This window comes from Rhodococcus sp. C1, from assembly GCF_020809065.1.
Taxonomy (GTDB): Bacteria; Actinomycetota; Actinomycetes; order Mycobacteriales; family Mycobacteriaceae; genus Rhodococcus_F; species Rhodococcus_F qingshengii.
Map to the genome: position 1 here is coordinate 3,922,060 of NZ_CP078080.1, position 12,544 is coordinate 3,934,603.

Below are 12,544 nucleotides of genomic sequence, written 5' to 3' on the forward strand. Positions count from 1 at the left end.
CAGATGACCGATGAAGCCTGTTGATACGAGAGCTATCCCGACCACCGCGCCGGACGCGGTGTTGTTCAGAAGCCCACAGATCGATGACGGAGTCCGGCTCTGGGAGATCGCACGTGATTCGAAGGTGCTCGACCTCAATTCGAGTTATGCATACCTGTTGTGGTGCAGGGATTTCAGCGCGACGTCCATCGTCGCGGAGGTAGACGGCCGCGTAGTCGGATTCGTTTCCGGTTATACCCGTCCCAGCGCGCAGGAAACCCTGTTCGTGTGGCAAGTTGCGGTCGACGAAGACCAGCGCGGCAAGGCAATTGCTGCCCGCATGCTGTCCGACTTGATGGATCGCACTGCCCCACTGGGTGTTACACATCTGGAGACCACGATCAGCCCCGACAACGAGGCTTCGATCGCACTCTTCACCGCGCTCGCACGTCGACGCGAAGTACCGATAACCAGGCAGACCTTGTTCTCGCCCAACGATTTTCCCGATGGACACGAAGCCGAAGATCTTTACACGATCGGCGCCTAGCGCACTTCGCGCTCGGCATACAGCATGCCCCGGAGGAACAAAGAAGATATGAATATCAACGAAGCAAGCATTTTTGAAACCCTCGAGTCCGAGGTTCGCAGCTACTGCCGTGACTGGCCCGCAGTGTTCACCAGCGCATCCGGATCCTGGATTCGTGACGAGAACGGGCGCGACTACCTCGATTTCTTCGCCGGTGCCGGCGCCCTCAACTACGGCCACAACAACCCGGTGCTCAAATCCGCACTGGTCGACTACATCATGAGCGACGGCATCACGCACGGCCTCGACATGTCGACAGTCGCCAAACGCGAATTCCTCGAGACCTTTCAGCGCAACATCCTCGAGCCACGCGGCCTGGACTACAAGGTCCAGTTCCCCGGCCCGACCGGATCGAACACCGTCGAGGCTGCACTGAAGCTGGCCCGCAAAGTCACCGGACGTTCGGCAGTCATCAACTTCACCAACGCATTTCACGGAATGACACTTGGTGCACTCTCCGTGACCGGTAACTCGATGAAGCGCGCGGGCGCCGGTGTCCCCCTCGTGCACACGACACCGATGCCCTTCGACAACTACTTCGACGGCGTCACCGAGGACTTCCAGTGGTTCTCCCGCGTTCTCGATGATTCCGGCAGTGGAATCAACCGCCCCGCGGCAGTGATCGTCGAAACCGTGCAGGGTGAAGGTGGCGTCAATGTCGCTCGCCCCGAATGGCTTCGGGCGCTGGCAACACTGTGCTCGGATCGCGGAATCCTGTTGATCGTCGACGACGTCCAGATGGGTTGCGGCCGTACCGGCCCGTTCTTCTCCTTCGAAGAGGCCGGAATCGTTCCCGACATCGTCACGTTGTCCAAGTCGATCAGCGGCTACGGAATGCCGATGGCGCTCACGCTGTTCAAGCGTGAACTCGACGTCTGGGGACCGGGCGAGCACAACGGCACCTTCCGCGGCAACAACCCGGCGTTCGTCACCTCCAAGGTGGCACTCGACCACTACTGGTCCGACGACGCCCTCACCAAGACGACGTTGAAGAAGGGCGCACGCATCAGCGAATGCTTCGCCAACCTCTCCGATCAGTTCCCCGGCGAGGTCTCGCACCGCGGGCGTGGCTTGGTTCAGGGCCTCGTGTTCGAACAGCCCGAGCGCGCCGGCAAGGTCTGCCAGTTGGCATTCGACGAGGGATTGCTCGCCGAGACCTCCGGACCCTCCGACCAGGTTGTGAAACTGCTTCCCGCACTGACGATTACCGACGACGAGCTCGAGCACGGCCTCTCCATTCTGGCCGAGGCGACACTCAAGGTCTGCAGCTAGAGGAAGGACTCTCCCATGATCGTTCGCACCACCACCGAGATCACCGACACCGACCGCGACATCACGAGTGAGGACGGAAACTGGCGCAGCAAGCGCATCGTCCTCGGCGGCGACCGCGTCGGGTTCTCGTTCCACGAGACCACCATCAAGGCGGGTTCGGTCAACGAGTTCCATTACGCCAACCACGTCGAGGCTGTCTGGCTCGTCGAGGGCACCGGCAAGCTGATCGACCTCGACAACAACAAGGAATACGATCTCGCACCGGGGTCGATGTACCTGCTCAACGGCCACGAGCGTCACCGCGTCGAGCCGGACACGCAGATGCGCATGCTGTGCGTGTTCAATCCGCCGGTCACCGGGCGTGAGGTGCACGACGAGAACGGTGTCTACCCACTGGTGGAGGTCCCCGCGTAGCGTCTAGTCATGGCGACTGACACCTCTCCACGCGTAGCGATCGGCCCCGTCCCCGATGCACTGCTCGACAGCGCGGTGCTTCGGGGCGGTGGTCTGATCAGTCCGATCGACACTGCGGACGCCCTGATCTGGGCGGGCTCACCCGAGACCTTTCCGTCGGAGTTACCGGCGTCGGTCAGGTGGGTGCAGCTTCCGTCGGCGGGAATCGAGGATTGGTTCGACTCCGGTGTGATTCCGAGGGACACAGAAATCACGTGGACCTCGGCGGCCGGTGCGTTTTCGGCGTCGGTGGCCGAGCATGCACTCATGCTTCTCTTGGCCGGAGTTCGTCACTTGCCTGCACACATCGAGGCTCGAACGTGGCGTCAGTTCGAGTTCTTTCCCAAGATCGGCACCCTTCGTGGCTCGACGGTTGCGATCATCGGCGCAGGCGGTATCGGCCGCGCGCTGATTCCGATGCTGGCCGCGCAGGGGGCGGACAGCATCGCAGTCAATCGTTCCGGTAGCCCGGTCCCCGGGGCGATCTCGACGTACCCCGCATCCAGGATGGATGAAATCTATTCTCGCGCAGATCACTTCGTGATTGCTGCACCCGCCACCCCGGCCACCCGTCACCTCGTGGGCCGTGCGCAGTTGGCGGCGATGCAACCCCATTCCTGGGTGATCAATGTCGCGCGCGGATCACTGGTCGACACCGACGCACTGGTCGAGGCCATCGAGTCGGAACAGATCGGCGGCGCCGGTCTCGACGTCACCGATCCCGAACCCCTCCCGGACGGTCACCCACTGTGGGATCTGACGAATGCGATCATCACACCCCACGATTCCAACCCGCCAGGCGTTCGCCCCGCTGCCTTCGCGGATCACGTCTCCAAGAACGTGACCCGCTTCGCGAAGGGTGAGGCGCTGGCTGCCCTCGTGGACCCAGTAGCCGGATACTGAGTACGCCGCCGAAGCTCGAATGCTCGGACCACGGTTGCCACAAATTACTGTGGCGACTGCGTCTCCGGAAAGAAGAGCGCCCGCGCCCGGCGAGCGACCTCTTCGGCAGGTACATCCTCGACCTTCGTGCATACTGTCCACCTGTGGCCGAACGGATCGAGAAACACTCCATGCCGGTCGCCCGAAAATGTATCGGCCACAGCCGTGACCAGCGTGCCTCCCTCGGCGACTGCCCGAGCGACAAACCCGTCCGTGTCCTCGGTGTAGACGACGATCGACGAATGCACCCAGCCGCCCTGTGGTGATTTGAGTCCGAAGTCCGGCATCTCCTGCGAAAGCTGCAGCATCGAATCGCCGATCCGGATCTCCGCATGCATGAGGGAGCCGTCAGGTGCGTTCATCGCATCGACTATCTCAGCTCCAAGTGCTCGTTTGTAGTAGTCGAGTGCGGCATGACCGTCCGGCACCGCGAGGTAGGGAGTGATCGTGCGGTAACCAGCGGGGATTGGGTTCACTGTGTTCATGTCTACGAGTATCGGCGATCGCACACGTGTTCTATTGAACATTTCGGACTTCCTCCGCGCCTCCGTCTCGCACACGCGCCTATCCTGGAGCAGTGCCCACCGACAACAGCCGCCTCGATGCCCTTCCCGAACTCCTGGCCGGCCGTCGCCTGGCAGTTCTGACGGGCGCCGGCATCTCCACCGACTCCGGAATCCCGGACTACCGCGGACCTGATTCACCCCCGCGCAATCCGATGACGTTCCAGCAGTTCATCGGCGATCCGGCGTTTCGGCGGCACTACTGGGCGCGCAACCACATCGGCTGGCGATACATGGACAGCTCCCGCCCCAACCAGGGCCACCGGGCCGTCGCGGCGCTGGAACGAACAGGGCGAGCCGTCGGCGTGATCACCCAGAACGTCGACCTCCTGCACACCAAGGCCGGCGCGCGAAACGTCATCGACCTCCACGGCACCTACGCGCAGGTTCGATGCCTGAGCTGCCAGCGGCTGATCTCCCGCACCACTCTCGCGGAGAGACTGGAAGAAGCCAATCCTGGATTCGCCGAAACAGTCGCTGCTGCAACAGGAGTCGAAATCGCACCCGACGCAGATGCCGTGATCGAATCCACCGCACACTTTCGCGTCGTGGATTGCGCCGTGTGCGGTGGCTTACTCAAACCGGACATCGTCTACTTCGGCGAATCCGTCCCCAAGGAACGCGTCGCCCGTGCATACAGCCTTGTCGACCAATCCGACGCTCTGTTGGTAGCCGGGTCGTCGTTGACCGTGATGTCCGGCCTACGTTTCGTCCGGTATGCCGCCAAGACCGGGAAGCCGATCGCCATCGTCAATCGAGGCACGACTCGCGGCGACGAATTCGCCGACCTCAAGCTCGAAGTCGGTTGCGCTGAAGCACTTTCCGCCCTCGTCGAGCACGAAAGCTACAGCGCCACCAAGTCGTCCGCGTGAACCACGGGACGCTGCATGTCGGCCGGTAGATCGGTGGTGGAGCGCCCCAGGATCTCCTCGATCTCCGCAGCGTCGAACGCAACGACACCCCGGGCGACGGGCTTCTCCCCCGGCCCCATCAGGGACACGACGTCGCCGGCGTGGAAGTCACCGGATACACCGACGATGCCAGCGGACAGAAGGCTTCGACGCTTGGACACGACCGCGCGGACGGCGCCTTCGTCGAGGTGGAGGTCACCCGATGTGTCAGCGGCGTGACGAACCCAGAATCGGCGGGCCGACAATCGCGTCGGCCGGGGCGCAAATGCCGTTCCGACATCGGCACCACTGAGTGCCTGCGCAGCATCCGATGCTGCCGCGAGCAGAACCGGCACGCCGGAATCAGCGGCCAGGCGTGCTGCTGAGAGCTTCGACGCCATGCCTCCGGTACCGAGGGCGCCACCCGAACCGGCAACCACACCGTCGAGATCCTCGGGACTGTTGACCTCGGGAATCAGTGTGGCATCGCCCTTTCGGGGATCCCCGTCGTACAGTCCGTCCACATCCGACAACAGGATCAACGCGTCGGCGCCGACCAGATGAGCAACCAGTGCAGCCAGCCGATCGTTGTCACCGAATCGAAGTTCGGTGGTGGCAACGGTGTCGTTCTCGTTCACGATCGCCACCGCGTGCAATGCCCGTAGACGATCGAGTGTCCGTTGGGCGTTGCGGTGCTGCGTCCGTCGAGCGATGTCGTCAGCCGTGAGTAGAACCTGCCCGACGGTACGGCCGTAACGGGCGAACGACGTACCCCAGGCGTGAGCCAGAGCCAACTGACCGACGCTGGCCGCAGCCTGCTTGGTCGCGAGATCGCGAGGCCGCTTGGTCAGTCCCAGCGGCGCCAGTCCGGCGCCGACGGCACCGGACGAGACGACGACGACATCGGAACCCGCACGCATGCGAGCCTCGATGGCGTCGGCCAACAGATCGAGTCGGTGAGTATCGAGTCCCGCCACCAGACTGGTGAGCGCAGACGACCCGATCTTCACGACGATACTGTGAGCCGACGCTATCGACTCCCTGGTGGACCCGAGCACAGTCCCGTTCCCTCTCTTCGGTTTTCGTCCTGAAATCGCGTGGGTCAGGCGTCTTCGTCGAGCAAGCCGCGGCGGACACGACGCGCGTGCTTGCGCTCGTCGGCGCCGATGCGCTCCACCTGATCGAGACGCGGGTCGGTTCCACGGCCCGTGCGGGTCAGATCGATACCGGCCGGCGTCATCGGCTCCCACTCGAAGCTGACGTCGCCGATGGTGACGGAAGCTCCTGGCTGAGCGCCCTTCTTGACCAATGCGTCCTCGACGCCCAATCGAGCAAGACGGTCGGCGAGGTAGCCAACGGCCTCGTCGTTGTCGAAGGCGGTCTGACGAATCCACCGCTCCGGGCGGGTGCCTCGGACGACGAACCCACCGGGAATATCGGGATCCTTCTCGATGGTGAAGCTGGAATCCTTGACCTTGACCGGGCGAATGACCTGGCGCTTCGGCTCGGGCTTCGGATGAGCTTCGCGGTAGTCGCGGACCATCTTCGCCAGCGCGAATGTCAACGGTCGCAATCCTTCTCGGCTCACCGCCGAGATGGTGAAGACCGGCCATCCGCGAGCTTCGATCTCAGGCGTGACCATTTCGGCCAATTCGGCGGCCTCGGGAACGTCGGTCTTGTTGAGGATGACGACGCGCGGGCGCTTGTCGAGGTCACCGAGTCCCGAATCGCCGGAGAGCGCGGGCGTGTACGCGGCCAGCTCTGCTTCCAAGGCGTCGATGTCGGAGATCGGGTCACGTCCCGGATCGAGGGTGGCGCAGTCGATCACGTGCGCCAATACGGCGCAGCGTTCGATGTGGCGCAGGAAGTCCAGGCCCAAACCGCGGCCTTCGCTTGCACCGGGGATCAGCCCGGGCACGTCGGCGACGGTGAAGGTGGTGTCACCGCTCGAGACGACGCCGAGGTTGGGGACCAGAGTGGTGAAGGGGTAGTCGGCGATCTTCGGCTTAGCCGCAGAGAGAACGGACACAAGCGAAGACTTACCGGCGGAGGGGAATCCGAGCAGACCGACGTCGGCTACCGACTTGAGTTCGAGAACCAGGTCACGCTCGACACCGTCCTCACCGAGGAGTGCGAAACCGGGAGCTTTGCGGGCTTTCGAGGCGAGTGCTGCGTTGCCGAGTCCGCCGCGGCCACCCTGAGCGGCGTCGAAGCGTGAACCGACTCCCACGAGGTCGGCAAGCACGTTGCCGTCGGTATCGAGAACCACAGTTCCATCCGGAACCTTGAGGATGAGGTCTTCACCGTTTGCACCCTCGCGGTTACTGCCGGCGCCCTGCTTGCCGTTGGTCGCCTTCGCGTTGGGATGGAAGTGAAAGTCGAGGAGGGTGTGGATGTTCTCGTCGACCACGAGGATGACGTCGCCACCGCGACCTCCGTTGGCACCGTCCGGACCGCCGAGCGGTTTGAACTTCTCGCGGTGTACGGAGGCGCAACCATTGCCGCCTTTTCCAGCGCTGACGTGCAGCACAACACGGTCAATGAATCGGGACATGACTGCCGGATCCTTCCTCAGTCAATTGCGGGTCTCACGCGATGAGCTGAACTTCTGGTGAGCAGGGTTGCTCGGGGCAAAACGGGTACTGCTTAAACAAACGATAGGGGCGGACCGGGTTATTTCAACCCTGGTCCGCCCCTATCGGGAGCTTGGAACGCGTCACTCTCTTACCGAAAGCAGAACCGGCTTACCGAAGTAGAACCGATGACGCACAACTAGCGAGAAAGACTAGACCTCAGCCGCAACGACGGCCGGAACGATGTTCACGGTCTTGCGTCCACGCTTCTGGCCGAACTCGACTGCGCCGGCAGCGAGAGCGAACAGGGTGTCGTCGCCGCCACGGCCGACGTTGACGCCGGGGTGGAAGTGCGTGCCGCGCTGGCGAACCAGGATTTCGCCTGCGCTGACCGACTGGCCGCCGAAGCGCTTCACGCCGAGGCGCTGGGCGTTTGAATCGCGACCGTTACGGGAGCTGGATGCACCCTTCTTATGTGCCATGCTATTGACCCTCCTCGGGTGAAATTAGCTAGAAAGAACTGGTTACTTGATGCCCGTGACCTTGAGCACCGTGATCGGCTGCCTGTGGCCCTGACGCTTGTGGTAACCGGTCTTGTTCTTGAACTTGTGGATGCGGATCTTCGGGCCCTTGGTGTGCTCGACGATCTCACTGGTGACTGCGACCTTGGCCAGCTTGGCCGCGTCGGTGGTCAGGTCAGATCCGTCGACCACGAGAACGGGAGCAAGCGAGACAGCAGTGCCGGGCTCACCCTCGATCTTCTCGACCTTGACGAGGTCACCAACAGCGACCTTGTACTGCTTTCCGCCGGTCTTGACGATCGCGTACGTTGCCATCGGAGGGCTACCCCTTGCTTCTTCGAACTTGCTCGCGCTGCTGCCTGAGGCTTCAAATGCATCGCGACTGGTCTGGTTTATGTCACCTCGGCTCGGCACTGACGTACCGGGACATTCACGCGCACTCTAGGCACACGGAATCTCTACCGCCGGGTGGCGACCCTCCAAGGTTACGGGAAAGCAACCGTCAGGGTCAAACCGCCCCGCCGAGGGGTGGTGCTTACTACTCTGTACTGCTTCTACCAGCTGAAACTTCGGATAGCGGTTGGATGTCCTCGCTCATCGCGAAGTCATCCAACCGACCGAAAGCCAGTAGTTCTTACTCTCCGTCTACCGGAGGACCTGCGGGACGTGCTGCTGCACGCCTGCGACGGGGTCTCTTGACGACGACAACTTCTTCCTCAGCCGGAACTTCGGTGGCCGGAGCCGGAACGTTTTCCGCGACCGCGTCCACCACGGGTTCCGGAGTCGGAATCACGAAGACCGTGCCCACCTCGGGAGCTGCCTCGGCAACCGGTGCCGACGCTGCCCGCGACGCCCGGCGACTACGCCGACGACCGCGCGGAGCTGCTTCGGTCGAAGCTGCGGCCGACTCGTTGTCCACTGCGGATACTTCTTCCGCAGCAGAGTCCACAACAGGAACGTCATGGTGCTCAGCAGCAGCAGGAGTATGTATCGGCCGATCTTGTTGCCGATCGGCACTTTTGGATGCATCGTCCCCCGAAGACACACCGGCGGAATCAGACTCGGTCGAGTCGGCCGCGACGGTCTCGTCGTCGTCGTGGTGATGCGAGGCCATCGCCAATGCCACCGGATGAGCCCGCTTGACCGTCGCGTCGACGGCCGGAACCTCCGGCGCCGGAGCTTCCTGTCCGTTGGACTCGGTCGAAGCCGACTTGTCTCCGCGGCCACGCTTGTTCTTGCGCGAGGTACCGGAATCACTGCGCTGCGAGCCCGAACGCGATCCTCCGTCGTCCGAGGACTTCACCTCGACGGGCTCGGAATGGACGATGATGCCGCGGCCGTGGCAGTGCTCACAGGTGGTCGAGAAGGCCTCGACCAATCCGGTGCCCAACTTCTTGCGCGTCATCTGCACGAGCCCGAGTGACGTGACCTCCGACACCTGATGGCGCGTGCGATCGCGACCCAGGCATTCGGTGAGCCGACGCAGGACCAGGTCCCGGTTCGATTCGAGAACCATGTCGATGAAGTCGACGACGATCATTCCGCCGATGTCCCGCAGGCGCATCTGGCGAACGATCTCCTCGGCCGCTTCGAGGTTGTTACGGGTGACGGTCTCTTCGAGGTTTCCGCCGGCTCCGGTGAACTTGCCGGTGTTGACGTCGACGACGGTCATGGCCTCGGTGCGGTCGATCACCAGGGTGCCGCCGGACGGCAGCCACACCTTGCGATCGAGTGCCTTGGCCAACTGCTCGTCGATACGGCGAGCCGCGAAGACGTCGATACCGTTGTTCGGCGTGTACTTCTCGAGCCGCGGAAGCAGGTCGGGCGCAACGGAGTTGATGTAGTTCTCGACCGTCGTGTGCGCCTTCTCGCCCTCGATGACCAGCTTGGAGAAGTCCTCGTTGAACAGATCACGAATGACCTTGACCAGCATGTCAGGCTCTTCGTACAGCGCCTGCGGGTTGCCGGACTTACCGGTGTCCGCAGCCGCAGCCTGCTCCTCGATGCCGGCCCACTGAGCCTGCAGACGAGTCACGTCGCGCGCCAACTCTTCTTCGCTGACGCCCTCGGACGCCGTGCGAATGATCACGCCCGCGTCGGCGGGCACGATGTCGCGCAAGATTTCCTTGAGACGCTTGCGCTCGGTGTCCGGAAGCTTGCGGCTGATACCCGTGGACGTACCACCGGGCACGTAGACGAGGAAACGACCGGCAAGCGAAATCTGTGTCGTCAGTCGAGCACCCTTGTGGCCGACCGGATCCTTGCTGACCTGAACGAGCACCTGATCGCCAGGCTTGAGAGCCTGCTCGATCTTGCGCGAGTTGCCACCGAGACCGGCAGCCTCCCAGTTGACCTCACCGGCGTAGAGAACACCGTTGCGGCCACGTCCGATGTCGATGAACGCAGCTTCCATGCTGGGGAGCACGTTCTGGACACGTCCGAGGTACACGTTGCCGACCATCGACGCGGACGCCGAGTTGGTGACGAAGTGCTCGACCAGCACTCCGTCTTCGAGGACTGCTACCTGTGTAGTCGCATGCGGCTGACCGCTGTCTGCCCGATCGCGCACGACCATGACGCGATCGACGGCCTCACGACGCGCGAGGAACTCCGACTCGGTCAGGATCGGTGGGCGACGTCGGCCGGCGTCACGACCGTCGCGGCGACGCTGGCGCTTCGCTTCCAGACGTGTCGAACCACTGATGCCCTGGACCTCGTCCTTGACGCGGGTCTTGTTGCGCGGCTCGCGCTCGTGAACGACGGTGTTCGGCGGATCGTCCTCGGACGTCGCAGTCGCGTCGGTGGCGCCATCGGTGCCGGTCTTGCGACGACGACGACGACGGCGACGGCGGCTCGATCCGTCGGCATCGAGATCGGAATCGTCGGCGTTCTCGGAATCCGCATCCGCGGTGGACTCGGACTTCTCACCGGAGTCTTCGCCGGCAGCGTCGCCGGTTTGCTTCTCGACTGCCGCAGGGGCAGATTCCTGCTCCGATTCGGTAGCGGTATCCGACTCTTCGTCCGAACCCTGCTCGCCACCCTGTTCACCGCGACCACGTCCACGTCCACGGCGTCCACGACGACGGCGACGCGGCTGATCGTCGTCCTCGTCCTCGGACTCGGCGCTCTCGCCCTCGGTTTGCGGTGCGGTCACAGCCGGCTCTTCGACGGCAGGAACTGCAACCGGCGCTGCCTCGGGAACGACGGTTTCGGCTTCCGCGGTTGTCTGCTTCTCTTCGACGACCGCCGGTGCAGCAGGCTCGCGGCGTGCGCGACGGCGACGCGGAGCTACCTCGGCGGCTTCGAGATCCGGCTGCAGGAACAGCGGGACCTGCGGCGCGGCGGGAGCCACCTCGGGCTGATGGGTCTGCGGCGCCTCGAAGGAAGTGAACAGATCGGACTGCTCGGCTTCCTTGCTCTGCAGCGCAGCTGCGGCGTCGAGTCCAGCGCTGATCTCGGCGACAGCCGGATCCACTGTTTCTTCTGCTGCAGGTTCTTCGACGACGACCTTTTTGCGAGTGCGACGAGCCCTGACAGGCTTCTCGGCCGGAGCCTCTGCAACAGGAGCAGCCTCCACGGGAGCTTCTGCAGCAGGCTCCTCGGCAACCGGCGCCTCGACAACCGGGTCGATGAGTGTGTCGAGCTCGGCGACGACGGGCTCGATGGCCTCGGCCGCGGAAGTCAACGAGGCATGAATCCGCTGAGCGACGTCACGGTGGAGACTCGACTGCGCGCTGCGCAATTCGGTACCGAGCGCTGCGGCTTCGGCAAGGACCTGCTTGCTGGTGACGCCGAGCAACTTCGCCAGCGCGTGTACGCGCATCTTGTCGGGAAATTCCGGGGTGGTGCTGGAATCTGATTCGGTTGGGGATTGATCGGCCACGTAAGTCTCCTCAGCCCCCGGGCGCGTCCAACCCAGAAGTCGAGTTGTCACGCGGCCACGCGGGAGCGTGCTGTGTGTACTCGCACTCAGAAGTGAGTACGAGATTGTAAGGTCTCGCTCCGCATGGTCCGCAATGCCCGTTATTCACTGCGAGCACATGAAGTGCCTGGCTGGATGGCCGTTGTCCTGTGCGCGAGCGCCTGATCATCCAGCGTGCAGAGGTCCAGGGATTTCCTGTTGACCTGGAGCAGCGATGAAAGGGCATCGAACCTAGGTGTCATCCGGTTGAACGTGCGTAAAACAAATTGCGGTTCAACTGAAAGCAGTATCCCACACCAACGCGCCTGCAACTGCAAAGGGCGCACCGATGTGGGATACGTGCCGAGAATTCGCTGTGGAGATGTGGGCCGAAGGCCCGTTCATGTGGGCCAGAGGCCCGATCGGAGATTCAGATGGACGACAGCGCGGGGAACCACAGAGCGATTTCACGCTCTGCCGACTCCACGGAGTCGCTGCCGTGAACGAGGTTCTGCTGCGCTTCGAGTCCGAAGTCGCCGCGGATCGTACCCGGAAGAGCCTTGTCGACCGGGTCGGTTCCGCCGGCCAACTGACGGAAAGCAGCGATGGCTCGGGGGCCTTCGAGCACTGCGGCCACCAGCGGACCGGAGGTGATGAACTCCAACAAGCTCGGGTAGAACGGACGCTCGGCGTGTTCTGCGTAGTGGCTACCAGCCACCTCTTCGGAAGCTACGCGGAGGTCGAGTGCTGCAATTGTCAGGCCTTTGCGCTCGATACGGCTGAGGATTTCTCCTACGTATCCACGGGCAACGGCGTCGGGCTTGATCAGTACGAGGGTGCGCTCAGTCACAGCGGACAGCCTAA

12 protein-coding genes are annotated in these 12,544 nt (G+C 63.3%); 5 read left to right on the forward strand and 7 right to left on the reverse strand.

Annotated elements, in window-relative coordinates; genetic code table 11:
* Positions 1-10 precede the first annotated feature (10 nt).
* The 4 genes from ectA to KTR60_RS17920 are packed head-to-tail and all read left to right on the forward strand — an operon-like array spanning position 11 to position 3,193.
* A complete protein-coding gene (gene ectA, locus KTR60_RS17905) occupies positions 11-526 on the forward strand; it encodes a diaminobutyrate acetyltransferase (RefSeq protein ID WP_003944572.1) in 516 nt (171 codons plus the stop codon).
* 48 nt (positions 527-574) lie between these two features.
* The gene (ectB, locus tag KTR60_RS17910; protein WP_007731008.1) at positions 575-1,837 is read left to right on the forward strand and encodes a diaminobutyrate--2-oxoglutarate transaminase; all 1,263 of its coding nucleotides are present in this window, start codon (positions 575-577) and stop codon (positions 1,835-1,837) included.
* 15 nt (positions 1,838-1,852) lie between these two features.
* Positions 1,853-2,251: an ectoine synthase gene (locus KTR60_RS17915; RefSeq protein ID WP_003944463.1), complete on the forward strand. Its 399-nt coding sequence runs from the start codon at positions 1,853-1,855 to the stop codon at positions 2,249-2,251.
* Positions 2,252-2,260: 9 nt separating this feature from the next.
* Positions 2,261-3,193 (forward strand): D-isomer specific 2-hydroxyacid dehydrogenase family protein, encoded by a 933-nt coding sequence (locus tag KTR60_RS17920; protein ID WP_030536631.1) that lies wholly within the window; start codon positions 2,261-2,263, stop codon positions 3,191-3,193.
* A 44-nt stretch (positions 3,194-3,237) separates the two neighbouring features.
* Here the strand turns inward: KTR60_RS17920 and KTR60_RS17925 are convergent, their stop codons facing one another.
* Positions 3,238-3,717: a VOC family protein gene (locus tag KTR60_RS17925; RefSeq protein WP_228401103.1), complete on the reverse strand. Its 480-nt coding sequence runs from the start codon at positions 3,715-3,717 to the stop codon at positions 3,238-3,240.
* Between the two features lie 92 nt (positions 3,718-3,809).
* Between KTR60_RS17925 and KTR60_RS17930 the strand changes: the two genes are divergently transcribed.
* A complete protein-coding gene (locus tag KTR60_RS17930; protein WP_007730998.1) occupies positions 3,810-4,667 on the forward strand; it encodes an NAD-dependent protein deacetylase in 858 nt (285 codons plus the stop codon).
* On the opposite strand, the gene proB is transcribed toward KTR60_RS17930, so the two are convergent.
* The 6 genes from proB to ndk all read right to left on the reverse strand — a co-directional run bounded on the left by proB (position 4,640) and on the right by ndk (position 12,530).
* Positions 4,640-5,743, reverse strand: coding sequence for a glutamate 5-kinase (gene proB, locus KTR60_RS17935; protein WP_003944552.1), 1,104 nt, complete (start codon positions 5,741-5,743; stop codon positions 4,640-4,642). The two genes, KTR60_RS17930 and proB, sit on opposite strands and share 28 nt — an antisense overlap.
* 44 nt (positions 5,744-5,787) lie before the next feature.
* On the reverse strand, positions 5,788-7,239 hold the full coding sequence (obgE, locus tag KTR60_RS17940; RefSeq protein WP_003944579.1) for a GTPase ObgE: 1,452 nt from the start codon (positions 7,237-7,239) through the stop codon (positions 5,788-5,790).
* Between the two features lie 231 nt (positions 7,240-7,470).
* On the reverse strand, positions 7,471-7,740 hold the full coding sequence (rpmA, locus tag KTR60_RS17945) for a 50S ribosomal protein L27 (protein ID WP_003944532.1): 270 nt from the start codon (positions 7,738-7,740) through the stop codon (positions 7,471-7,473).
* A gap of 42 nt (positions 7,741-7,782) precedes the next feature.
* Positions 7,783-8,094: a 50S ribosomal protein L21 gene (gene rplU, locus KTR60_RS17950; RefSeq protein WP_003944533.1), complete on the reverse strand. Its 312-nt coding sequence runs from the start codon at positions 8,092-8,094 to the stop codon at positions 7,783-7,785.
* 319 nt (positions 8,095-8,413) lie between these two features.
* On the reverse strand, positions 8,414-11,662 hold the full coding sequence (locus KTR60_RS17955; RefSeq protein ID WP_228401104.1) for a translation initiation factor IF-2 N-terminal domain-containing protein: 3,249 nt from the start codon (positions 11,660-11,662) through the stop codon (positions 8,414-8,416).
* 448 nt (positions 11,663-12,110) lie between these two features.
* The gene (ndk, locus tag KTR60_RS17960) at positions 12,111-12,530 is read right to left on the reverse strand and encodes a nucleoside-diphosphate kinase (RefSeq protein ID WP_003944527.1); all 420 of its coding nucleotides are present in this window, start codon (positions 12,528-12,530) and stop codon (positions 12,111-12,113) included.
* Positions 12,531-12,544 lie beyond the last annotated feature (14 nt).

Excerpts from the sequence above, each read along its gene's own strand:
- ectA (WP_003944572.1), top strand. The coding sequence starts at position 11 with ATGAAGCCTGTTGATACGAGAGCTATCCCGACCACCGCGCCGGACGCG.
- ectB (WP_007731008.1), top strand. The coding sequence starts at position 575 with ATGAATATCAACGAAGCAAGCATTTTTGAAACCCTCGAGTCCGAGGTT.
- KTR60_RS17915 (WP_003944463.1), top strand. The coding sequence starts at position 1,853 with ATGATCGTTCGCACCACCACCGAGATCACCGACACCGACCGCGACATC.
- KTR60_RS17920 (WP_030536631.1), top strand. The coding sequence starts at position 2,261 with ATGGCGACTGACACCTCTCCACGCGTAGCGATCGGCCCCGTCCCCGAT.
- KTR60_RS17925 (WP_228401103.1), bottom strand. The coding sequence starts at position 3,717 with ATGAACACAGTGAACCCAATCCCCGCTGGTTACCGCACGATCACTCCC.
- obgE (WP_003944579.1), bottom strand. The coding sequence starts at position 7,239 with ATGTCCCGATTCATTGACCGTGTTGTGCTGCACGTCAGCGCTGGAAAA.
- rpmA (WP_003944532.1), bottom strand. The coding sequence starts at position 7,740 with ATGGCACATAAGAAGGGTGCATCCAGCTCCCGTAACGGTCGCGATTCA.
- rplU (WP_003944533.1), bottom strand. The coding sequence starts at position 8,094 with ATGGCAACGTACGCGATCGTCAAGACCGGCGGAAAGCAGTACAAGGTC.